The organism is Longimicrobium sp. (assembly GCF_035474595.1).
Classification (GTDB): Bacteria; Gemmatimonadota; Gemmatimonadetes; order Longimicrobiales; family Longimicrobiaceae; genus Longimicrobium.
Genome location: NZ_DATIND010000046.1, coordinates 22,894 through 45,140, shown reverse-complemented (window position 1 = coordinate 45,140; position 22,247 = coordinate 22,894). Strand labels below are relative to the sequence as shown.

The following is a 22,247-nucleotide window of genomic DNA, read 5'->3' as shown; positions in this document are numbered from 1 at the left end:
CGTGAGTGCCTGAATCTTTCCGCGCGGGGAGCGCGTAGACCGGCGCATCCGCAGTGGCAGCACCCGCTCGCACGCAGCTCCAGGAGACAACCCGTGGACATCCCCCGCAAGCCGGCGAAAAGCCGCCGGCGCTGGGTTTACGGCGGCGGCGCCCTTGCCGCGGTGGCGCTGGTGACGCTCGCGCTCACCCGCATCGGCCCGGCCGCGCCCGGCGTGGACCGCGCCACCGTGTGGACCGACACCGTGCGCCGCGGCGACATGGCGCGGCAGGTGCGCGGCCCCGGCACGCTGGTGGCCGAGGACATCCGCTGGATCAGCGCCGTCACGCAGGGGCGCGTGGAGAGCAAGGCGGTGCAGCCGGGAACCTCCGTGGCGGCGGGAACCATCCTGGTCACCCTCAGCAACCCCGACGTGGAGCGGCAGGCGCTCGAGGCACAGCGCCAGCTGACCGCCGCGCAGGCGGAGCTGACCACGCTGCGGACGAATCTCCAGAACCAGCTTCTCACGCAGCAGGGCGCCGTGGCGCAGATCCAGGCGCTGCACAACCAGGCGCAGCGGCAGGCGCAGTCCGCCGAGGCGCTGGCGCGGCAGAACATGGTTTCGTCGCAGGAGCTGGCCAAGGCGCGCGACGACGCGGCCGACCTGGAGACGCGGCTGAACGTGGAGCGCCAGCGGCTGGACTTCATGCGGGGCTCCATGCGGCAGCAGGTGGCCGGGCAGGAGAGCCAGGTGACCATGCTGCGGCGGCTGGCGGCGTTCAACCAGACGCAGATCGCGTCGATGCAGGTGCGGTCGCCGCAGAACGGCGTGCTGCAGGAGCTTCCGGTGGAGCTGGGGCAGTGGGTGAACTCGGGCGCCACGCTGGCCAAGGTGGTGCAGCCTGGCCGGCTGAAGGCCGTCCTCCGCATCCCCGAGACGCAGGCGAAGGACCTGACGGTGGGCCAGCGCGCCTCGGTCGACACGCACAACGGCGTGGTGGCCGGCCACGTGGCCCGCATCGACCCCGCGTCGCAGAACGGCACGGTGACGGTGGACGTGGCCCTGGACGGCGCCCTGCCGCGCGGCACCCGGCCGGACCTGTCGGTGGACGGAACCGTGGAGATCGACCGCATTCCCAACGCGCTTTTCGTCGGTCGCCCCGCCTACGGGCAGGCCGAGTCGACGGTGGCGATGTTCCGCCTCCTTCCCGGCGGCGGCGAGGCGGAGCGCGTGAGCGTGCGCCTGGGCCGCGGCTCGGCCAGCACGGTGGAGGTGCTGGGCGGGCTCAACGCGGGCGACGTGGTGATCCTGTCCGACATGAGCCAGTACGACGGGAACGCGCGGGTGAAGCTGAAGTAGCGGCGCGACGGGACCTCAACAGCGAAGGCCGCGCCCCCCGCGGGACCCTTTCCAGCATCGGGGCGGGCTTACGCCGGGATGCCGGGGAGCAGTCCCGCAGGGACTTTGTGCTGTCGTTGCCGCGATTTCATTCGCCTTCCCGCGGTTCGTCCCCGGGCGGCTCAAACCCTGGCGCGGCGGCGCGCATCCAATCCGGCTGAATGATCGTCGTGCGCCATGTTGATCTCCATCACCCCATCACCCTCCCGGAGGGGGACCCTGCCATGAAGCTGTCCGTCAACCCGATCGCCGTTGCGGCGGTGGCCATGCTCGCGCTGGCCGCCCCCGCGCACGCGCAGCGCGACTTCGACTGGTCGGGCGCGGTCGCCCCCGGCGCCACGCTCCGCGTCTTCACCGTGAACGGCACCGTCACCGTGCGGCAGTCGTCGGGCGGCACCGCGCGCATCCACGCCGAGACCCAGAACGCGAGCTCCGGCGACGAGATCCGCTACGTCACCGCCCGCAGCGGCGGCGACGTGCGCGTCTGCGCCGTGCGCGGCGACGCCACCTGCGACGACAACGGCGTGCACAGCGGCCGCGGCACGGCCTGGCGCAACCGCAGGGCGAAGGGGAACTTCACCGTGGAGGTGCCGCGCGGCGTGGTGGTGCGCGTGTCCAGCGGCAACGGCGACGTGACGGTGGACGGCGCCACCGCCGACGTGCACGCCAGCAGCGGCAACGGCGACGTGCGCGTGGGCACCGGCGCCGCCCAGGTGCGCGTGAGCACCGGCAACGGGGCGGTGATGGTGGACGGCGCCCGCGGCCCCGTGAACGCCAGCTCGGGGAACGGCCGCGTGGCCGTGACCACGTCGAACGGCCCGGTGAGCGCGTCCACCGGCAACGGGCGCATCGAGGTGGCGCTGGCGTCGCTGCGCGGCGCGGGCGACATGAGCTTCTCCAGCGGCAACGGCCCGGTGGTGCTCACGCTGCCGGCCGACTTCTCGGCCGACGTCGAGGCGAGCACGGGGAACGGCGGCTTCCAGAGCGACTTCCCGCTGCGCGTGGTCGGGCGGATGTCGTCGCACCGCGTGTCCGGCACCATCGGCCAGGGCGGGCGCCGGCTGCACATCTCCACCGGCAACGGCTCGATCACGCTGCGCCGGGCGGGGACGTGAACGGCAGGGAATAGGGGACAGGGACAGAACGGCGCGAGTCTGAGAGCCTGATGTTCGTCCCCGGATGACCTGAGGCGCGCCCTGACGATGAAGCGAGTCGAGACAACCCGTGTCTCGACTCGCTTCTCGTTCCTATCTCTCACGAGGTAGCGGAGAGCTGCTGTCCCGTCCTCCGTTACGCCCGGTTCAGGAATGCACGATCTCCGTCAATCCGTCGGCGCCGCGAGCTGGGTGAACTTGATGTCGAACGGGCACACGCCCGTGGTGACTGTGCGGTTCGCCGTGCTGCCGACCAGGCGGTACTCCTTGCCGGGGGCGTTGCAGCTCCCCGGGTTCAGCGTGTGCAGCCGCCCCGCGTAGTCCACCGCCACCGCCGACACCGGCGGCCCCCCCGCCGGCACGATCGGGTTGTCCAGCCCGCGCACGAACTGGTGGACGCCGGGGTTCCACTCCAGGATCCCGGTGCCGTACACGCCCACGTACACGTTCCCCGACACCCCCACGTCGACCGAGCCGGGGAACTCGCCGAAGCCGGTGAACACCTCCTCGGTGGCCGTGGCCAGGTTCAGCACCGACAGCGTGCCGTCGTTCCCGCCGAAGTGGCCCGCGTTCACGATGAAGAGCCGCGCCCCGCTCACCACCCCCGCCGTGGGGTTGATCCCCTGCAGCGACGCGGTGGCGTCGACCTTGTTGGCCGCGGTGATCACGCTCACCGAGCCGGGGCCGGCCGGCGCGAAGTTCACCAGGTTGGCGTTCAGCACGAACACCACGTCGGGCCCCGGCACCACCGTCTGCGGATACGTTCCCACCGCCAGCTCGGGCTTGATCGTCCCCGTCACCGCGTTCACCGGCGAGACGGTGTTGCGGTTGGGGTTGGCGATCATGACGATGGAGTCGTTCAGGAACGCCGCGCCGGTGGCCCCCGAGTTCGCGGGGAGCGCCACGGTGTGGGTGACCACGCCGGTGCGCAGGTCCACCACCACCGCGAAGGGATAGGTGCCCATCGGCACCACGGCCAGCCCGCCGCGCACCGCCGCGGCCACCGGGCTCCCCTGCGAGCCCAGCTCCACCGTGCGCACCACCGGGCTGGCGCTGTCGGGGGAGAGGATGCTGAGCGTGCGGCTCACGCTGTTGACGATCACCTCCACCCGCTCGGGGGCGCCGCCGCCGCCGGGGTCGCCGGGGCCGTCGCCGCCGCTGCAGGCGGCCAGCGTGGCGGCCAGGGAGAGAACCGCGAGCCGGCCGAGCCGGCGGAAGCTTTCGTTCGTCATCGAGCTTTCCAGTGTACGTCAGGGGTGATGGATCCCCGCGCGCGTCAGGCGCAGGTCGAAACGCACCCGCCGCCCCGGCTCGGGATAGCCGGCGATCAGCGACTGCTTCTCGTCGAAGATTCGGTCGATCGTCAGGGCGCCCGTCGCGGCCCAGCGGCCCAGCCGCCACGCCCGCGACACGCCCAGGTCCGCGCTCCAGAAGCCGGGGAGCGCGTTTACCTTCGCCGGGGCCGGGTACCTCAGCCCCGTGTAGCGCGCGGCCAGCTCCGCGCGCCACGGCCCCGGCGCCCACGCGGCCGTGAGCAGGCCGCTGCGCGCGGGGCGGTACGCCACCTGGATCCCGCTGTCCCGCCCGTCCAGGATGTAGGTGATGCGGGCGATGGACCACGAGCCGGCCACGCGCAGGCCGGCCGCGGGGAAGTTCGCCTCCGCCCGCGCGTCCATCCCCCGGCGCGCGACGTCCACGTTGCGCGGGCTCCAGCGGAAGGCGAAGTCGGGGAGCCACACGATCATCCCCTTCACGTCTCCCGTGTACCCGGCAGCCGAGACGGTGAGCCCCGCGCCGCCCCTCTCCACGCCCAGCGACGACGAGATCTCCCACTCGCTGGGCACGCGCTCGGGGCGGAGCGCCGGGTTGGGGACCACGCCCACTCCCTCGCGGAAGAACTGGTCGCCCAGCGACGGCGGGCTGAACGAGCTGCGGTTGGCCACCTGCACCCGCAGCGCGCCCACCCGCGTCCCGGCCGCCAGCGCGCGCGAGGCGAACCACTCGCGCGCCACCCCGTCGCGGTCCACCCGCCCCTCCGCGGAGAGGTCGAGCGGGAGACGGGAGATGGAGATGCCCCCCGCCGCGTGCGCGAACGCGCCGAAGTCATGCCGCGTCCGCGGCGCGCGGTCCGACAGCGCGCCGGCGTCCACGTGCTGCGCCCCCGCGTCGATCCCGCCGCCGACGGTCCGCACGAGACCGACATCGCCCAGCGCCCGCTCCGCCTCCACGCGCACGTCGCCGGTGCGCACGCGGGTGGTGTCGTCGTACGGCAGGCCGAACGGCGGCGCCGGGTCGGCGAAGCGGACGCGCTGCGCGGCGCCCGTCACCCGCGCGGAGAGCGTCGTCCGCGCGCCCACGCGCCGCCAGCCCAGCGACGCCCGCCCGCGCCCCATCTCCTCCCTCGCGTCCGGCGAGGGCGTGTGCCCGGTGCCGGGAAGGCCGCGGCGGAGGGCGTCCCATCCCCCCCGCACCCGCAGCTCGCCGCCCGCGAGGGGAGAGGACACCGCGCCGAACGCGCTCCACTCGCCCAGGTCGTCGTTGGTGCGGCGGACCCTGGTGGGGTCGTTCGCGTCGCGGAGGTAGTCGAAGCCGCCACCGATGCGGCGCAGGTGGCCGCCCGCGCTCCACGCCGTCCGCCCCACCGCCATCCCCATCTCCCCTCCTCCCGACCATTCGCCGAGGGTGCCGGCGGAAAGCTCCAGCGATTGCCGCGCCGCGGCGGCGCGCGTCTCCACCAGCACCACGCCGGCCTGCGCCCGCGGCCCGTACCGCGCCGTCCGCGCACCGGGGAGCACGGTCACGCGCTCCACGCTCGACGCGGGGACGGCGCTCAGGTCCGCCTCGCCGGTCACGGGGTCGTTCAGCGCGGCGCCGTCCACCAGCACCAGCACCTCGTCGGCCGCGCTCCCGCGGATACTGACGGTGCGCGCACCAGTCGGCCCGCTCCCCCGCACCACCACGCCGGGGACGCGCTCCACCACCTCGGCGGCGGTGCGCGCGCCGCTCGCCTCGATCTCCGCGCGTCCCACGCTGCCACCCGCCGCCTCGGCTTCCGCCGTCACCGTGAGGGCGGAGAGGGTGACCGGAACCGGCTGGAGGGTGATGGAGATACGCGCCGTCTCGCCGTTGCGCACCGTCGCGGCGACATCCTGTAACGCATATCCCGCCCGGCGAATGACGACGTGATACGATCCGGGCTCCAGCCCGCGCAGCCGGAACGCCCCCGCGCCGTCGGTCCGCGCCGCCAGCGCCGTCCCCGCCAGCTCCACCGCCGCCGCCGCGACCGGCGCCCCCGTCGCCGCATCCGTCACCGTCCCCGCCAGCTCCCCCGGGAACTGCGCCAGCAAGGGCGTGCGGGAGATGAGCAGCAGGGCGATGACGAGCAGCGCGGTCCGCAATGGAGGGCGCGATCGTTGGAACCCGACAAAGGAGACGTCATCCTGAGGCCGGCCACCCCGACGGCGCGGCATGCGCGACACTTCGCAGGCCGAAGGATCTATAGCATCCGCCAGCACTGAGCAGCCGAAGCGCGCGGAAGCATGGCCGCGTCCAGCCGACGACCGCCTGGCATCGGAGCGCGTCTTCGGCTGAGTGCTGGGGGCGACTATGGATCCTTCGGCCTGCACGCATCCGTGCGAACCAGAGTTCGGCGCGGCCGGCCTCAGGATGACGTCCGCGGTGGTGATGTCTGAATCGCGCAACTCGGGCGCGGATGCGCCCCAACCCACCTGGCACTGGGCACTCGGCACTGGGCACTGATTACGCCGCATCCGCCGCCTCCCGCGCGCCGGACATCTGCGCGCACGCCTCGCCGGAGAGGGGGACGACCTGCGGCGCGCCGGCGTCCGGGCCGGGGCCGGGGTGCCGGTCGATGCGCACGGGCCAGCCGTACACGCGCTCCACCGTCTCCCGGGTGAGCACCTCCTCCGGCGCGCCCGCCGCGGCGATGCGGCCGCGGTCCAGCAGCACCAGGCGGTCGGCGTAGCGCGCGGCCAGGTTCAGGTTGTGCGTCACCAGCAGCACCGTGGTCCCCGCGCGGCCCAGGTCGCGCAGCAGCTCGAAGATCGCCATCTCGTGGCTGATGTCGAGCGCCGCCGTGGGCTCGTCCAGCGCCAGCGCGCGGGGCTCCTGCGCCAGCGCGCGCGCCACCCGCGCCCGCTGCCGCTCGCCGCCGGAAAGGGTGGAGATGGGGCGGTGCGCGAAGGCCAGCACGTCGCAGCGGCGCATGGCCCGCTCCACCGCGCGGCGGTCGGCGTCGCCCTCGCGGCGCCAGGGGCCCAGGTGCGGGTAGCGGCCCATCGCCACCATCTCCCGCACGGTCATCGGGAACGCCGCCTCCTCGCCCTGCGGCACCACGCCCACGGCGCGCGCGATCTCCTCCCGTCCCCAATCCCCCACCGCCCGCCCGTCCAGCTCCACCGATCCCGCCGACGGCCTCAGCGTTCCCAGCAGCAGCCGCAGCAGCGTCGACTTTCCCGAGCCATTGGGCCCCAGCACGGCGGTGCACGTCCCCGCCGGGATCTCCACCGTCACCCCGTCCACCGCGGGGCGATTCGACTCGGGATAGCGGAAGGTGACGCCGCGGCAGCTCCAGCCGTTCACGCGCCCCTCCCGCGCAGGAGCCAGACGAAGAAGGGGACGCCGACGAACGCCGTCACCACGCCCACGGGCAGCTCGGTCGGCGCGGCGGCGGTGCGCGCCAGCGTGTCCGCCAGCACCACGAACGCTGCGCCCAGCAACACCGACGCCGGAATGAGGAAGCGGTGGTCGGGCCCCCACAGCATCCGCACCACGTGGGGGACGACGAGGCCGACGAAGCCGATCACCCCGCTCACGGCGACCGCGCCCGCCGTCAGCAGCGACGCCGTCCCGTAGGCGAGCAGCTTGGTCCGCTCCACCCGCGTCCCCAGGTACGCGGCGGTCTCTTCCCCCACGGAAAGGAGGTTGAGCGGGCGGGCCAGCGCCATCAGCAGCACCAGCGCGGGGACCATGGCCACGGCCAGGAGGGAGATGCCGCGCCAGGTGGCGCCGGAGAAGCTTCCCATGATCCAGAAGATGGCCGAGCGGAAGGCGTCCGCGTCCGCGAAGGTGAGCGCCAGGAGGATGCACGCGTTGAAGAAGGCGCCGACGACGACCCCCGCCAGCAGCAGGATGCGCGTGTCCAGCGCCCGCCCGACGACGGCGGCGATGCGGAAGACGAGGACGATGGCGATCACCGCCCCCGCCAGCGCCGCCGCCGCCACGATCCCCCCCGACGCCGCCGCGCCGCCCAGCGCGATCGCGAACACCGCGCCCACGGCCGCGCCGCCGCTGATCCCCAGGATGTACGGCTCCGCGAGCGGGTTGCGCAGCAGCGCCTGGAAGGTCGCGCCGCTGGCCGCCAGCGAGCCGCCCACCATCGCCGCCAGCACGGCGCGGGGGAGGCGGAGGCGGCGCACGATGGCCACGTTGGTCGGGTCCCCCGCGCCGCGGACGCCGTCCACCACCTGGCGCAGGGTGAGCGGCACCGCACCCAGCCGCACGGCCAGCAGGAGCGCCGCGGCCACGATCGCCGCGAGCAGGGCCAGGCGCGCGAGCGGCCTCATCGCCCCTTCACCCCGGGGTGGATGGCGTCGCGGATGGCCCGCGCCGCTTCGGCCAGGTGCGGCCCCGGCTGGTTCACCACCTGCGAGGGAACGGGCACGCCGCGCCCCTCGCGCAGCGCCCGCAGCTCGCGCCAGCCGACCGCCGTGCGCATCGCCTCCAGCCGCACCATCCCCCGCTCGCCCACGGGTACCAGCACGAAGTCCGGCTGCCGGCGGACGATCTCCTCCATCGACACGCTGGGCCAGAGCGCCGCCTGGTCGCCGAAGACGTTCCGTCCCCCCGCGATCTCGATCACCTGCGACACGAACGTCCTGGCCCCCGCGGTCATCGGCGGGTCGTTCCACACCAGGAAGAAGACGGAAGGGCGGGGAGACGAGGCCACGGACGCGCGCACCGCGTCCAGCTCGCGGCGGATCGACGCGGAGACGGAATCCGCCGCGCGGCCGCGCCCGGTGAGCGCGCCCAGGTTGCGGACCGAGCGGAAGACGTCGGTCGTGTCCTCGATCTTCATGGCGAACACGGGGATGCCGAGCGCGGTCAGCCGGTCGCGCAGCTCCGTGCGCCCGCTCGTCTCCCATCCCAGCACCAAGTCGGGATGGAGGGAGACGAGCTTCTCGATGCTGGGGTCCAGCCCGCCGCCGACGGAGGGAAGACGCTCCACCATCTCCCCCCGGTCGTAATCCGTCCGCCCGACGAGCGAGCCGCCCGCGCCGATCGAGATCACCGTCTCGGTCACCGCGGGCACCAGCGCGACGATGCGCCGCGCGGGACGGTCCAGCCGCACCGTACGCCCCGCGTCGTCCACCACCGAGACGGCCGAGTCTGCGGATGCGGAACGCGCGCGCGCGCCGCCGTCCGCGCGGCCGCCGCACCCGGCGAGGAGCGCGGCCGCCAGCGCGGCGGCGGGGGAGATGCGGAGCCGGCGAGGGACCGGAAACAAAAGACCCGTCCTTCCACGTAGTCGCGGAGGAGACGGGTGCGAAGTCGGCTGGGCTCGTCCCCGAGGGACGAAAGGTGGAGCCACCGGCCGGCAGTCGGACCCGCTCCCCTCCCGCGAGGGGTGTCGTTGCGGGAGCGAAGGGGCCGGTCTCCTGGCTCGAGGCGGCTGGCGCTCCACCTTCCCGGGCCTGGTACACCCAGTGGCGGTGCGGGGGCTTGACCCCCGCGGAGCGGGCCGGGCCGGCGACCGAGGTCGCCGGGCCTCTCACAGTGGCGGGGCCGCGCCGGATTCACACCGGCTTCCGAATGGCCCCCTCGCGTGCATGTTGTCGGGCCGGAAGTTAGCCGCGGGGCAAACCAATGACAAGCCCGCGGCATCCAAGTCGGAAGGGAGCCAATGGTGTGGTGTCACAAACACCCGGCTCCGCGCGTTTGAAATCACCTGTCGTGCGCCCGCCCGGGCGCGCGGCCCGGGCACCCCCGATCCGCAGCCCACCGGATGCTCGATTCGTACTCGTTCCCGTCCTCGCGCGCGCCGCAGCGCGCCGCCGCCGCCGTACCGAACCCGCACCCCAGCCGCCCCGACCACCCCGAACCCGCGCGCCCGGCGCGCCGCTCCGCCGCGGCCGTGTCGCCGGCGCTCGCGCCCGCCATCCGCCGCGCGCCGCACCTGCCCGCGCGGCTGCGCGAGGCGCTGGCGCTGGCCTGCGACGAGGCGCGCAACATCCGCACGGTGGAGAAGCTGGCATCGGCCGCCGGGTGCGACCGCCGCACCCTGTGGACGCACTGGAAGCACACGGTGGGCGCCGGGCTGCGCCTGCAGGACTTCCTGCACTGGCTGCTCCTGCTGCGCGCCACGCACCGCAAGACGGCGGCGCGCGCCTGGGCCGACGTGGCCGACGAGATCGGCATCCACCCGCACACCCTGGGGCGGCTGGCGCGGCAGCTCACCGGCAGCTCGCTGCGCGAGCTGGCGGCGCGCGGCCACGGCCCGCTGGAGGCGCGCTTCCAGGCCGACGTCATCCCGCTCGTGCTCACCCCGGCCCCCAACGGCCGCCACGGGTGACGTTCGCGGCAGCAACGGCGCGGCTCACTACCGCGCCGTGCGCATCCATGCCGCATCGCATGCGTGAAACCTCCCCCGCGTACATCGTTGCAGGCGTGACCCGCCGGGGTCCCGGTCCAGCCGGGGCCCCGAATGCGACCCACCGCCGCGCCCGCAGATGCACGCACACCAGCTCGGTCCGTTCGGCGTTCCCGCCCCGCTCCGCCGTGTGTCCGCCGGCGGGGGCACCCCATCCCCCGCAACCCGCCGCCTGGCCGCCGCCATCCGGCTGGACCCCCGCCTGCCGCAGCGGCTGCGCGCCGCGCTGCTGCTGGCCTGCACCGCCGCGCAGCCCTTCCGCAGCGTCTGCCGCCTGGCAGCCGCGGCGGGGTGCGACCGGCGCACCCTGTGGCGCGACTGGCGCACCGCCATGGGCGAGGCCTCGCCGGTGCGGCTGGAAGACGTGCTGCACTGGGTGATCCTGGCCCGCGCCCTGGAGGCCAAGTCGCCGCACCGCACCTGGATCGAGGTGGCCGCCGAGGTCGCCGTGCATCCGCAGACGCTGGCGCGGTTCGCCCGCCAGTTCGCCCGGCGCGGCCTGCGCGCCGTGGCCACCGACCCCGCTTCCGCCGCCCTGGCGCTGGAGCGGGCGATGGTTCCCCACTTCGGCGCCGCCCACGACGCGGGCGACGAGCCGGTGATGCGCGCCAACGCGGCATAGGTGCGTTTCCCCGGCATCGCGGGATCTCACGCGGAGACGCGGAGGGGTCCTCCTTCGCATCCTCCGCGTCTCCGCGTGGTACCGAATCCGGGAATTCAGTTCGTGCATCCTCGCCGCATCGAGCCGACGTCATCCTGAGTCGTCCCCGCGCTGCCCGCGTCCAAGGAGGATGAAAGGGAGGCGCCCTCCGCAGCCGGAACTGGCTTCCGAGCTGAGCAGCCTCGCGCAGTTTGCGAGGCTTCCCGTAGTTGTTGCTGCGACTTTAGTCGCCGGTGAGGGGCAAGGCCGCGAACTTTCTATTCAGGCCGACCACACCATAACCAGCGTCTAGACGGGAGGTTGCAGGCCGAAGGATCTATCGGCGCCGCAGCACGTGATTTGGAAAGAAAGCGAAGGGGGCAGGCACGATCGCGTGCCCGCCCCTTCGTCTTTTCGTGCCGCGGATGCGGGTTACGGCAGGACGCCGTCGTGCGGGTTGACGAAGCCCAGGACCAGCATGGTGGCGACGGCCAGCCAGATGCAGGCGTAGAGCACGGCCACGATCTTCCGCTTCTCCAGGATCTGCGGGTACAGGATCGGCTTGCCGGCGAACTTGCCGCGCGGCTTGTTGGGGAAGAAGAAGGTCTTGTACGTCTCGATGGTGGCCACGGTGAACCCGATCCCCGCCAGCCCCATGAAAACCCAGTTGTGGGTGAAGAAGCTCATCACCGTGCTCCACGTCATGGCGATGAACGGGCTGCGGAAGAACTTGAAGGTCTCGAACCCCTCCACCGGCGCGTCCTTCCACGCCCCGCCGAAGGCGCTGAACCACCCGCCCGCGCTGGCCAGCAGCAGCACCGCCCACTTCGGCGCGTCGGGATACGCCATCTGCAGCCGCGTCACCCCCCAGACGGTGAGCACGATCACCGCGACCACCGCCGCCAGGATGGCCCAGCGCACGCCGCGGCTTTTGATCGGCTTGCCGAACACCCCGAACTGCATGGGGATGAAGTACTTGCTCTGGTCTTCCTCGCGGATGAAGGTCTTCCACAGCTCCACCACCAGCCGCTCGCCCGCGTACACCATCCCGAAGAACACGGCGGCGTGCGAGAACGAGTCCGGCCCGAAGCCGGTGAAGCGCTCGATCCCCAGCGCCACCAGCGTGGCCACGATGATGCTGCGGAAATACTTGGGAAAGGTGAAGCCCTCGTGCGGCGCGTCCTTGTACATCCCCCAGCTGGAGGTGTGGGCGCCCGCCAGCAGCCCGATCAGGATGGTCATCGGCAACGGTTCTATGGGTTGAGGTGGGGGACGGAAAGGTCCCGCCGGAGTGAAGCGTAGGCGGCCTCGGTCAGCACCAGGTCGCGCCGGGCCTTGTCGAAATCGAACCGCGGCTCGCGGTTCTCCATCAGCGCGGGGACGAAGTCGCGCCACATCCCCGCGTAGCCGGCCACGTCGGCCAGCTTGGGGCCCAGCGACCGCCGGCGGCCGCGGAGCATGAGGAAGATGCCGTTGCTCTCGAAGGTGGCCACGCCCTCGGTGCCGTAGACGGCGGAAAGGTGCAGCCCCTTCATCAGCACCGGCATCTCCCAGCTGTAGTAGAGCGTTCCCACGGCGCCATTGGCGTAGGTGAAGCCCACCACCATCGAGCGGTCCGGCGTGCCGTCGTCGCCGCCGGGGCGGAAGGCCTGCACGCCGGCGACCTCCATCCCCAGGTTGGCGAAGAAGTTCACCCAGTGGATGCCGCCCTCGTACAGCGCGCCGCCGCCGCTCACCGCCACGTCGCCGCGCCAGTCCGCCACCTTCTGCTGCTTCAGCGCGTTCACGGTGACGATGCGCACCTCGCCCAGCGCGCCGGAGGCGATGGCCTCGCGCAGCGCCTCGGCCAGCGGCTTGTAGAAGTAGTTCTCGGCGATCATCACCCGCCGCCCGGCGCGCTCCTTCGCGGCGCGGACGGTGTCGAAGTCGGCCGCGCGCAGGAAGGGCGGCTTCTCGACCACCGCGTGCTTTCCCGCCTCCAGCGCGGCCAGCGTCAGCTCCAGGTGGAGATGCGGCGGCGTCAGCACCAGCGCGGCGTCGACCCCGGGATCGCCGATCGCCTCCTCGTACGACCCGAACGCGCCCGCGCCGCCCCACTTCCGCGCGAACGCCCCGGCCTTCGCACGGTCGCGGCTGGCGAAGTACATTCGCACGCCGGGGAACGACTTCAGGCGCCTGGCGTGGATGGTGGCCGCGTAGCCGCACCCCAGGAAGGCGATCCCCAGCCCCTTCGCTTCCGCCATCAGCCGTTCCCTCCCGCCGCCGCGGCCGCCACCCCGGCGCCGCGCGCGATCAGCCGCCCCACGCGCAGCGCGTTCGCGGCGATGGTGAGGCTGGGGTTCACCCCGGCGGAGGTGGGGAAGACGCTCCCGTCGGTCACGTACAGCCCCTCGACCCCGCGGAAGCGGCACTCGGAATCGAGCGGCGAGGTGGATTCGTCTTCGCCCATGCGGACGGTGCCGACGGCGTGCGAGAAGGTGCTCACGTCCCAGTTCACGCAGAAGAGGGCGCCCGCGCGGCGGAGGATCTGCTTCGCCTTGCGGATCATGAAGCGGCGCGCGGCCAGGTCGCGCGCGGTGTAGTCGTGCTCCACCACCATCCGCGGCACCCCGTACGCGTCGGTCCGCTCGGGGTCCAGGCGGACGCGGTTCTCTGCGCGCGGCTGGTCCTCGGCGATGGAGAGGATTCCCGTCAGCCGGCTGGCGGGGACCTCGGCCAGCCGCACCGCCCACTTCATCCACTTCGGGAGGACGTGGCCGATGAGCGACGGCTGCGGACCCATGATCTGCTGCATGTTCCCCAGCGGCCCGGCGGGCGCGCCCGGCTCGGGCGACCCGAAGTAGAAGTCGTGCACCGCCATCTGCTTGTGGTGCTCGTTCTCCGGGTTCGGGCGGCGCGGGAAGACGCCGAAGGTCATCGCGTTGCAGTGCCGCATCAGGTAGCGCCCGACGGCGTCGCCCGCGGGATTCATCTTCTCCAGCCCCGACGCGAGCAGCAGGTGCGGCGTGGCCAGCGCCCCCGCCGCGAGGACGACCGTCCCCGCGCGGAACACCATCTTCTCCCCGCTCGCCTTGTCCACGCACTCCACGCCCGTGGCACGCTCACCGTCCACCAGCACGCGGGTGGCGACGGTGCCGGGGCGGATCTCCATCCCCCCCGCCAGCAGGTGCGGGAGGACGCGCACGGCCAGGTCGTTCTTGGCCGAGACGGCGCAGGCGAAGGTGTCGCAGGTGGTGCACGCCTGGCACACCGCACCCTCGGCGGCCGCGTGGTTGATCGCCAGGGGGATGCGGAAGGGGTGCAGCCCCAGCGACCGCATGGCCTCGGCCATCCGCCGTGACGCACCGCTGAGCCGCGACGGCGGTTGGGGATACGGCGCGCTGCGCGGCGGCTCCGTCGGGTCCACGCCTGCCTCGCCCGCCACGCCCAGCAGCCGCTCGGCGCGGGTGTAGAAGGGCTCCAGCGCCGCGTAGTCCACCGGCCACGCGGCGCCGGTGCCGCCCACGATCTCCGGCGCGGCGTCGAAGTCGCGCTCGCGGAAGCGGAAGCTGGCGCCCCCGTAGAACACGGACGGCCCGCCCACGCAGGTGCAGAGGTTCTGCGAGGAGACCTGCGACGCGTGGCGGAGGTCGAACGCGGTGTCGGCGGCGTAGTACGGCGTGCGGACGAAGGCGCCCTCGCCGGTCCAGTTGTGCGGGCCGCGCTCCACCCAGCCGCCGCGCTCCAGCATCAGCACGCGCCACCCGGCGTCGACCAGCTCGAGCGCGGCCATGCACCCGCCGAAGCCGCTGCCGACGACGACGGCGTCGAACTCGTCCGCCGTGCTGGGAACCACCATGATCTGAGGCCGGGATCGGGTCGGAGAACCTGCCGTCAAGCGAAGCGGCGCCCTCGCGGGGCGCCGCCGACTGCACGATCGGCCGACAATCTAACCCTTTGCGGCGCTGGCGAAAACCACCCGTCCGGGCCGCCACGCGCGGGAGGACTTTTCGTGCGTTTCGAACGATACGAAAGATCTCACGCGGAGACGCGGAGACGCAGGGAACTCAACCCGGCGATCAGTCCCCGCGTCTCCGCGTCTCCGCGTGAGATCCAGCGATGCCCGTCGTTGCGCGGCGCAAAACATTCGGCCAATTTTGGAGATGCCGCGCGGCGCACCGCCCGGCCAGCACCCTCCTCCCAGCCTTCCCGATGGACGAGCCGCAGGCTCTCACCGCCCCGCCCGAGTCCGACCGCGGCCGCGACGCCGTTCCCGGCCTTCCCGACCTTCCCGCGGAGCACGCCGACGCGCTGCTGGACCTGCTCCTGCGCACCGCCGGGGCCGGCGTGGCGCTGTTCGACCGCGAGCTGCGCTTCGTGCGGGTGAACGCGCGGATGGCGGAGATCAACCTTCTCCCCGTCTCCGCGCACTTCGGCCGCCGGCTGGCCGAGGTCGTGCCGGGCGGCACGGCCGGGCTGGAGGCGGTGATCCGCGGCGTGCTGGAGAGCGGCGCGCCGGTGACCGACGTGGAGCTGAGCGGCGAATACCCGGCCGGGCGGCCCCGCACCTTCACCGCCGGCTACTTTCCGCTGCACGTGGGCGGCCGGGTCGCCGGCGTGCTCGCCGTCGTCCAGGAGACCACCGAGCGCCGCCGCGCCGAGGACGCGCTCCGCGACCAGGGCGAGATGCTGTCGCTGCTCGTCGACAACATCGCCCAGACCTTCTACGTGGACGATGCGGCGGGGAACACGCTGTACGTCTCGCCCGCCTACGCCGGGATGTTCGGGCGCAGCGCCGAGAGCCTGTACGCCGACCCGCGCTCCTTCCTGGCCAGCGTGCACCCCGACGACCGCGCGCGCATCGAGGCCGCGATCCCGCGCGCCCGCACGGGAACGCTGGACCTGCACTACCGCATCGTCCGCCCCGACGGCACCGTGCGCCGCGTCCGCGACCGCCTCTTCCCGGTGTTCGGCGGCGACGGGCGCGTGGTGCGCAGCGCCGGGATCGTGGAGGACGTCACGCTGGAGCACGAGGTGCTGGAGACGGAGCGCCTGCTGGCCGAGGCCGGGCAGGTGCTCTCCGCCTCGCTGGACCTGGACGCCACGCTGCGGCGGACCGTGGATCTCCTCGTCCCCCGCTTCGGCGACTTCTGCGTGGTGATGCTGAAGGGCGAGGACGGCGTTTTCCGCGCCGCGGCCTGGCGCCACGCCGACACCGGGATGGAAGCGCGGCTGGACGAGATGATGGCGACCTTCCATCCGCTCCCCGGCGACGGCACGCACATCGGCGCCGCGCTGGCCACCGGCGAGCCCGCGTGGGTGCACGTGACGCCCGAGCACGTCGCCAGCGTGGCCGCCGTGGACCCCGGCCTGCGGCTGGCCGCCACGGTGCGTCCCGCGTCGTCCGTCATCGCCCCCCTGGCCGCGCGCGGCGAGACGGTGGGGGTGATGCTGGTGTCCATGGCGACGCAAACCGGCCGCCGCCACACCGAGGCCGAGTACCGCGCGCTGCGCGAGGTGGCCCACCGCGCCGCGCTGGCGCTGGAGAACGCGCGCCTCTACCAGGCCGAGCAGCACGCCCGCCACGCCGCCGAGGAGGCCGCCGGCCGCGTGGCCCGGCTGCAGGCGCTCACCGCCGCCCTCTCCGGCGCGATGACGGCGGCCGACGTGGGACGCGTGGTGCTGGAGCGCGGGCTGGAGGTGTTCGGCGCCTACGCCGGCGGCGTGGCGGTGGTGACGGAAGACGGCGCGGCGCTGGAGCTCATCGCCACGGCGGGGTACCCCGAGGGGATGACGCGGCCCTTCGCGCGCGTCCCGCTGGACTCCGGCGTTCCCATGGCCCGGGCGGCGCGCACCCGCGGGCCGGTACTGGTGGACGAGGCGTCGACGGGCTATCCGGCGATGGAGCGCACCGCGGCCCGGCTGGCGCTCCCGCTGGCCGTGGACCAGCGCGTGGTGGGCACGCTGGCGCTCAGCTTCGAAATCGGCCAGGCGCCCGGCGACGCCGAGCTGGCCTTCTTCGCCACGGTGGCGCAGCAGTGCGCGCAGGCGCTGGACCGCGTGCGGCTGCACGAGGCCGGGCAGCGCGCCCGCGCCGCCTCCGAGGCCGCCGAGCGCCGCGCCTCCTTCCTGGCCGAGACCAGCCGCCTCCTGGCCGCCACGCTGGACGCCGAGGAAACGCTGGAGGCGGTCGCCCGCGCCGCCGTGCCCGGGCTGGCCGACTGGTGCGCGGTGGACCTGGTGGGCGACCCCGACTCGGCCGCGTGGCCCCCGGTGGTCCGCCGCGTGGTCGTCGCGCACCAGGACCCCGCGAAGGTGGAGTGGGCGCGGCGGCTCGCCGAGCGCAATCCCCCCCACTGGAGCGCGGACGCCGGCCTCCCGCGCGTTCTCCGCACCGGCGAGCCCGCGTTCCATCCCGCCATCACCGACAACATGCTGGTGGCCGCCGCGCGGGACCCGGAGCACCTGGCGCTGCTGCGCGAGGTCGGCTTCTCCTCGCTCATCATCGTCCCCCTGGTCGCCCGCGGGCGGACGCTGGGCGCCATCACTCTCTGCCACACCGAGAGCGGGCGCCGCTACGACGAGGCGGACCTGGCGATGGCCGGGTCGCTGGCCCGCCGCGCCGGCGCGGCGCTGGACAACGCGCGGCTGTACGGCGCCGAGCAGGCCGCCCGCGCCGCCGCCGAGACCGCCGCCGAGCGCACCCGGCGCCTCCAGTCCATCACCGCCGCGCTGGCGCAGGCCTCCACCCCCGCCGGGGCCGCGCGCGCCGTGCTGGAGCAGGGGATCGCCGCGCTCGGCGCCACGGCCGGCGGGCTGTCGATGCTCACCCCGGCGGGCGACGCGCTGGAGCTGGTGGCGATCGAGGGGTTCACCATGGACACGGCCGACCGCAACGGCTGGCTGCGCTTTCCCCTGAACGCCCCGCTGGCCGCCTGCGAGGCCGTGCGCCGCCGCGAAGTGGTCTTCCTCCGCTCGCTGGACGAGTGGCGCCTGCACTACCCCATCGCCGCGGAGCTGATGCAGCGCTCCGGGCTGCACGCCTACGCCGTGGCGCCGCTGGAGGTGGAGGGGCGCGCGCTGGGCGCCCTTGGCTTCAACTTCCGCGACGCGCGCGAGTTCACGGCCGAGGACGAGGCGTTCGTGACCGCGATCGCGCGGCAGGCGGCGCAGGCGCTGGAGCGCGCCCGACTCTTCGCGGCCGAGCACGACGCGCGCGCCGCCGCCGAGCGCAGCGCCGCGGCCGCGCGCCGGCTGCAGGGCGTGACGGCCGCGCTCAGCGAGGCCGCCACCCCGCGCGAGGTGGCCGAGGTCATCGTGGTGAACGGCGCCGAGGCGCTGGGCGCCGCCGGGGGATCGCTCGCATTGCTGGAGCCGGGAACGGCCGGATTCCGCATGCTGGCCAGCACCGGCTACCCCGAGTCCGTAGCCCACGCGTACGAGCACTTTCCCGTGCAGCCGGGGCGCCCCGTCTCCGACGCCGTGCTCACCGGCACCCCGGTGCTGCTGGAGACGGTGGACGAGGTCGCCGCGCGCTTCCCCGGCGTGGCCGAGGCCCTGCGCGCCACGGGGTTCGAGGCCTACGCCGCCATCCCCATCTACCGCGGCGACATCCCGCTGGCGGGCCTGAGCTTCAGCTTCCGCGGCCCGCACCGCTTCAGCGGCGAGGAGCGCGCCTTCCTGCGCACCCTGGCGGGGCAGGCGGGGCAGGCGCTGGAGCGCTCGCGGTTGTACGAGGCCGAGCGCGCCGCCCGCGCCGCCGCCGAGGCCGCCGCCGCCCGCGCGCTCCGCCTGCAGCGCCTGGCCGCCGACCTTTCCGAGGCCGCCACCCCGGCCGACGTGGCGCGCGTGGTGGTCGACCACGGCGCCGCCGAGCTGGGCGCCGACACCGCCAAGTTCGCCACCCTCAGCGCCGACGGAACGGAGCTGGAGACGCTGGCCATGCGCGGCTTCGGCCCCGCCGCCGCCGCCCGCTGGGCGCGCTTCCCCGTGGTTCCCGGCCGCCCGCTCTCCGACGCCGTCCTCACGCGGCGCCCCGTCCTCATCTCCACCCCGGACGAGGTGCGCGGGCGCTATCCCGAGGCGGTGGGGCTGGCGGAGCGCGAGCGGTACGAGGCCTACGCCGCCGTCCCCGTCTCGGGGGGCGACCGCGTGCTGGGCGGGCTCTCCTTCGGCTTCCGGCGCGCGCGGGAGCTGGGGGCCGACCAGCGCACCTTCCTGCTCACCCTGGCCGAGCTGGCCTCGCAGGCGTTCGAGCGGGCGCGGGCGTACGAGGCCGAGCGCCACGCCCGCGCCGACGCCGAGGGTGCCAACCGCGCCAAGACCGAGTTCCTGGCGGTGATGAGCCACGAGCTGCGCACCCCGCTGAACGCCATCGCCGGGTACGCCGAGCTGATGGCGATGGGGATCCGCGGGCCGGTGACGCCGGAGCAGGCCGAGGACCTGGGCCGCATCCAGCGCAGCCAGCGCCACCTGCTGGGGCTGATCAACGACGTGCTGAACTTCGCGCGCATCGAGGCCGGCCGCGTGGAGCTGCACCTGGCCGACGTGGGCGTCGACGCGGCGCTGGCCGAGGTGGAATCCCTCGTCGCCCCGCAGCTGCGCGAGCGCGGCCTGGTCTACCGGTACCTGGGCGCCGACCCGCGGCTCCGCGTCCGCGCCGACGCCGAGAAGCTGCGCCAGGTGCTGCTGAACGTCCTGTCCAACGCGGTGAAGTTCACCTCGCAGGGCGGCTCGGTGACGCTCGAGGCGCACGCCGCGGCCGACGCCGTGCACGTGCGCGTCACCGACACGGGGATGGGAATCCCGCCGGACCGGCTGGAGAGCATCTTCGAGCCGTTCGTGCAGCTCGGGCGCAACCTGACCAGCCGCCACGAGGGGACGGGGCTGGGCCTCGCCATCTCCCGCGACCTGGCCCGGGCGATGGGCGGCGACCTGGCGGCGGCCAGCACCGTCGGCAGCGGCTCCACCTTCACGCTCACCCTCCCCCGCTCCGCCGACGGCGAGGCGTAGTCCTTCCCGCGGCTCCGGCATCGCAATTTCTCACGCGGAGACGCGGAGACGCAGAGAACTCATCGCGCCACAGAGCTCCCCGCGTCTCCGCGTCTCCGCGTGAGATCTCCCTGATCGTCGAAACGACCGAAATCCTCTCTCGACGCGACTGCCAACCTTCTCTCCCCGAGATGCATCCAAAGGAATGGCAGCCGCTTCGAAATCTTCATCGAAACTGAATGGATCTTCTCCGAGGACGCCCGGGTAAGATTTTAGCAGAACACCGCGAATGGACGCGCGAATACAGGCGTTTCTCGATCCATCCGAAGTAGACGGAGATCGCATCGCGGAAGGCGTGCGACGCGAAACTCCCGGTCAAATAAATCCGTCCTCAGGCGTTGGAGAGAGTGGGCGCGTCCCCTCTCCCCCCGCCCCGCCCCGGTCCCGCGCACTCCGCGCGACATCGGCCGCAGCATCGCTCCGCGAACCGGCCATCCCGATGCCCGAACCCTCCCCCGCGCCCCGCGTGGCCCGCCGCTTTCCGCGCGCGCGCTGGCTCTTCCTGTTCTGGACCGCCGTGGGCCTGTTCTTCGGCGCGCGGCCGTTCATCAACCGGTCGCTGTTCGGCGTCCCGAAGGACCCCAGCCTGCTCTCGTTCGTCGGCAACCTGGCCGACGCGTACTACTGGGGCCTCTTCTGCTTTCCCATCTTCTGGCTGGGCCTGCGGTTCCGCTTCACGCGCCGCGGCTGGCCGCTGGCGCTGGCGGTGCACGTGAGCGCCGCGCTGGCCATCGGCGTGTTCTCGGTGGTGTTCAACCGCGCGCTGGGCAACGCGCTGTGGCCCGGCGACCCCGGCTCGTTCTTCATGTACTTCCGCACCGCGTTCTACTACGACATGCAGTGGTACCTGGTGATCGTGGGCGCGGCCTACGCCTTCGACTACTACCGGCGCTACCGCGACCGCGAGGTGCACGGCGTGCGCATGGACGAGCGCCTGGCCGAGGCGCGGCTGGAAGCGCTGAAGATGCAGATCCAGCCGCACTTCCTGTTCAACACCCTGCACACCATCTCCGAGCTGGTGCACGAGGACCCCCACGCCGCCGAGCGGATGATCGCGCGGCTGGGCGACCTGCTGCGCCTGACGGTGGACAACGCGCAGACGCACGAGGTGCCGCTGGCGCAGGAGATGGAGTTCCTGGAGGCGTACCTGGAGATCCAGCGGACCCGCTTCCACGACCGGCTGGAGGTGATGGTGAACGTGGACCCCGACACCCGCGACGCCCTGGTTCCCAACCTGGTGCTGCAGCCGCTGGTGGAGAACGCCATCCGCCACGGCACCGCCTCGCTGGGCGGGCAGGGGCGCATCCTGGTGAAGACCGTGCGCGAGGACGGCCGGCTGCGCATGGAGGTGCACGACAACGGGCGCGGGCCCCAGCCCGAGACCCGGCCGCGCCAGCGCCAGGGCGTGGGCGTGCGCAACACCCGCGCGCGGCTGGAGCAGATGTACGGCGCGCGCGGCCGGCTGGAGCTCACGCACTGCCCCATCGGCGGCACCATCGCCGCCGTCGAGATCCCCTTCCGCCGCGCGGAGACCGACCCCGCCGCGGCGCTTCCCGTGGAGGTTGCCGCATGAGCGAGCCGATGCGCGTGGTGGTGGCCGACGACGAGCCCCTGGCCCGGCGCCGGGTGCTGCGCCTGCTGCGCGAGCACGACGACCAGGTGGACGTGGTGGCCGTGTGCGAAAGCGGCGCCCAGGCGGTCGAGGCCATCCGCGAGACCCGCCCCGACCTGGTGTTCCTGGACGTGCAGATGCCGGAGATGGACGGCTTCGAGGTGCTGGAGCACCTGGGCGGCGAGCTTCCGGCGGTGATCTTCGTGACCGCGCACGACCGCTACGCCCTGCGCGCCTTCGAGGTGCACGCGCTGGACTACCTGCTGAAGCCGTTCGACGTGGAGCGCTTCAACCAGGCGCTGGAGCGCGGCCGCACCCAGCTGGAGAGCCGCGCCGCCGACGGCCCCAACCGCCTGGTTTCGCTGCTCGAGGAGCTGGCGCGCGACCGCAACGGCCACGCGGCGGCCACGCCCGGCCGGCGCTACCTGGACTGGGTGATGGTGAAGGTGCGCGGCAAGGTGGAGTTCCTGCGCACCGCCGACATCGACTGGGTGGAGGCCGAGGGGAACTACGTGCGCCTGCACACCGGCACCAAGGGCTACCTGATCCGCGAGAAGATCGGGATGCTGGAGGAGCGGCTGGACCCCGACCGCTTCCTGCGCGTGCACCGCTCGGCCATCGTGCAGCTGGACCGGGTCGCCGAGCTGCACCCCATGGCCGCCGGCGACGGCATCCTCATCCTCCGCGACGGCAGCGAGGTCAAGCTCTCCCGCGGCTACCGCAAGCGTTTGCTCGACCGGGTGCCGGAGTACGCATAACGGAAGT

At 73.5% G+C, this 22,247-nt stretch carries 15 protein-coding genes and 1 riboswitch; of the genes, 7 read left to right on the top strand and 8 right to left on the bottom strand.

The genetic code is table 11. The features are described from left to right. Window positions 1–93: 93 nt before the first annotated feature. Together VLK66_RS08010 and VLK66_RS08005 are read left to right on the top strand one after the other, a co-directional pair. Complete coding sequence (locus VLK66_RS08010) at window positions 94–1,338, top strand: efflux RND transporter periplasmic adaptor subunit (RefSeq protein WP_325308867.1); 1,245 nt, start codon at window positions 94–96, stop codon at window positions 1,336–1,338. Window positions 1,339–1,601: 263 nt separating this feature from the next. Next, entirely contained in the window at window positions 1,602–2,492 is an 891-nt protein-coding gene (locus tag VLK66_RS08005) for a DUF4097 family beta strand repeat-containing protein (RefSeq protein ID WP_325308866.1), read from the top strand. A 206-nt stretch (window positions 2,493–2,698) separates the two neighbouring features. Here VLK66_RS08005 and VLK66_RS08000 read toward each other — a convergent pair whose 3' ends face one another. The 5 genes from VLK66_RS08000 to VLK66_RS07980 form a co-directional block, all read right to left on the bottom strand. Further along, a complete protein-coding gene (locus VLK66_RS08000) occupies window positions 2,699–3,763 on the bottom strand; it encodes a hypothetical protein (RefSeq protein WP_325308865.1) in 1,065 nt (354 codons plus the stop codon). Between the two features lie 18 nt (window positions 3,764–3,781). Then, on the bottom strand, window positions 3,782–5,929 hold the full coding sequence (locus tag VLK66_RS07995; protein ID WP_325308864.1) for a TonB-dependent receptor: 2,148 nt from the start codon (window positions 5,927–5,929) through the stop codon (window positions 3,782–3,784). Between the two features lie 361 nt (window positions 5,930–6,290). Continuing rightward, a complete protein-coding gene (locus VLK66_RS07990) occupies window positions 6,291–7,133 on the bottom strand; it encodes an ABC transporter ATP-binding protein (RefSeq protein WP_325308863.1) in 843 nt (280 codons plus the stop codon). Next, window positions 7,130–8,116 (bottom strand): iron ABC transporter permease, encoded by a 987-nt coding sequence (locus VLK66_RS07985; protein WP_325308862.1) that lies wholly within the window; start codon window positions 8,114–8,116, stop codon window positions 7,130–7,132. The genes VLK66_RS07990 and VLK66_RS07985 overlap by 4 nt, the downstream gene beginning before the upstream one ends. Then, window positions 8,113–9,057 (bottom strand): cobalamin-binding protein, encoded by a 945-nt coding sequence (locus VLK66_RS07980; RefSeq protein WP_325308861.1) that lies wholly within the window; start codon window positions 9,055–9,057, stop codon window positions 8,113–8,115. Before VLK66_RS07980 ends, VLK66_RS07985 begins: the two co-directional genes overlap by 4 nt. Before the next feature lie 146 nt (window positions 9,058–9,203). After that, window positions 9,204–9,360, bottom strand: a riboswitch (cobalamin riboswitch). Between the two features lie 195 nt (window positions 9,361–9,555). Here VLK66_RS07980 and VLK66_RS07975 point away from each other — a divergent pair. Both VLK66_RS07975 and VLK66_RS07970 read left to right on the top strand, forming a co-directional pair. Next, window positions 9,556–10,122, top strand: coding sequence for a hypothetical protein (locus tag VLK66_RS07975; RefSeq protein ID WP_325308860.1), 567 nt, complete (start codon window positions 9,556–9,558; stop codon window positions 10,120–10,122). Window positions 10,123–10,279: 157 nt separating this feature from the next. Beyond that, window positions 10,280–10,822, top strand: a complete 543-nt coding sequence (locus VLK66_RS07970) for a hypothetical protein (RefSeq protein WP_325308859.1) — start codon at window positions 10,280–10,282, stop codon at window positions 10,820–10,822. A 450-nt stretch (window positions 10,823–11,272) separates the two neighbouring features. Here VLK66_RS07970 and VLK66_RS07965 read toward each other — a convergent pair whose 3' ends face one another. Genes VLK66_RS07965 through VLK66_RS07955 form a run of 3 tightly spaced genes read right to left on the bottom strand, consistent with a single transcriptional unit; the run spans window position 11,273 to window position 14,678 of the window. Then, window positions 11,273–12,082 carry a hypothetical protein gene (locus VLK66_RS07965; protein ID WP_325308858.1) on the bottom strand — a complete coding sequence of 270 codons (810 nt, stop codon included), beginning with the start codon at window positions 12,080–12,082 and terminating at the stop codon, window positions 11,273–11,275. Between the two features lie 11 nt (window positions 12,083–12,093). Beyond that, window positions 12,094–13,083, bottom strand: coding sequence for a Gfo/Idh/MocA family oxidoreductase (locus tag VLK66_RS07960; RefSeq protein WP_325308857.1), 990 nt, complete (start codon window positions 13,081–13,083; stop codon window positions 12,094–12,096). Next, window positions 13,083–14,678: a GMC family oxidoreductase gene (locus VLK66_RS07955; protein ID WP_325308856.1), complete on the bottom strand. Its 1,596-nt coding sequence runs from the start codon at window positions 14,676–14,678 to the stop codon at window positions 13,083–13,085. The genes VLK66_RS07960 and VLK66_RS07955 overlap by 1 nt, the downstream gene beginning before the upstream one ends. Before the next feature lie 353 nt (window positions 14,679–15,031). On the opposite strand from VLK66_RS07955, the gene VLK66_RS07950 reads away from it, so the two are divergent. From VLK66_RS07950 to VLK66_RS07940, 3 genes are all read left to right on the top strand, one after another. Continuing rightward, complete coding sequence (locus tag VLK66_RS07950; protein ID WP_325308855.1) at window positions 15,032–19,831, top strand: GAF domain-containing protein; 4,800 nt, start codon at window positions 15,032–15,034, stop codon at window positions 19,829–19,831. Between the two features lie 478 nt (window positions 19,832–20,309). Further along, window positions 20,310–21,443 carry a sensor histidine kinase gene (locus VLK66_RS07945; protein WP_325308854.1) on the top strand — a complete coding sequence of 378 codons (1,134 nt, stop codon included), beginning with the start codon at window positions 20,310–20,312 and terminating at the stop codon, window positions 21,441–21,443. Then, complete coding sequence (locus tag VLK66_RS07940) at window positions 21,440–22,240, top strand: LytTR family DNA-binding domain-containing protein (protein WP_325308853.1); 801 nt, start codon at window positions 21,440–21,442, stop codon at window positions 22,238–22,240. The genes VLK66_RS07945 and VLK66_RS07940 overlap by 4 nt, the downstream gene beginning before the upstream one ends. Window positions 22,241–22,247 lie beyond the last annotated feature (7 nt).

What these genes read in the sequence shown, in the direction of transcription:
- VLK66_RS07965 (WP_325308858.1), bottom strand. Translation starts at nt 12,082, where the DNA reads ATGACCATCCTGATCGGGCTGCTGGCGGGCGCCCACACCTCCAGCTGG.
- VLK66_RS07940 (WP_325308853.1), top strand. Translation starts at nt 21,440, where the DNA reads ATGAGCGAGCCGATGCGCGTGGTGGTGGCCGACGACGAGCCCCTGGCC.
- VLK66_RS08000 (WP_325308865.1), bottom strand. Translation starts at nt 3,763, where the DNA reads ATGACGAACGAAAGCTTCCGCCGGCTCGGCCGGCTCGCGGTTCTCTCC.
- VLK66_RS07975 (WP_325308860.1), top strand. Translation starts at nt 9,556, where the DNA reads ATGCTCGATTCGTACTCGTTCCCGTCCTCGCGCGCGCCGCAGCGCGCC.
- VLK66_RS07960 (WP_325308857.1), bottom strand. Translation starts at nt 13,083, where the DNA reads ATGGCGGAAGCGAAGGGGCTGGGGATCGCCTTCCTGGGGTGCGGCTAC.
- VLK66_RS08005 (WP_325308866.1), top strand. Translation starts at nt 1,602, where the DNA reads ATGAAGCTGTCCGTCAACCCGATCGCCGTTGCGGCGGTGGCCATGCTC.
- VLK66_RS07985 (WP_325308862.1), bottom strand. Translation starts at nt 8,116, where the DNA reads ATGAGGCCGCTCGCGCGCCTGGCCCTGCTCGCGGCGATCGTGGCCGCG.
- VLK66_RS07955 (WP_325308856.1), bottom strand. Translation starts at nt 14,678, where the DNA reads ATGGTGGTTCCCAGCACGGCGGACGAGTTCGACGCCGTCGTCGTCGGC.
- VLK66_RS07970 (WP_325308859.1), top strand. Translation starts at nt 10,280, where the DNA reads ATGCACGCACACCAGCTCGGTCCGTTCGGCGTTCCCGCCCCGCTCCGC.
- VLK66_RS07950 (WP_325308855.1), top strand. Translation starts at nt 15,032, where the DNA reads ATGGACGAGCCGCAGGCTCTCACCGCCCCGCCCGAGTCCGACCGCGGC.
- VLK66_RS07945 (WP_325308854.1), top strand. Translation starts at nt 20,310, where the DNA reads ATGCCCGAACCCTCCCCCGCGCCCCGCGTGGCCCGCCGCTTTCCGCGC.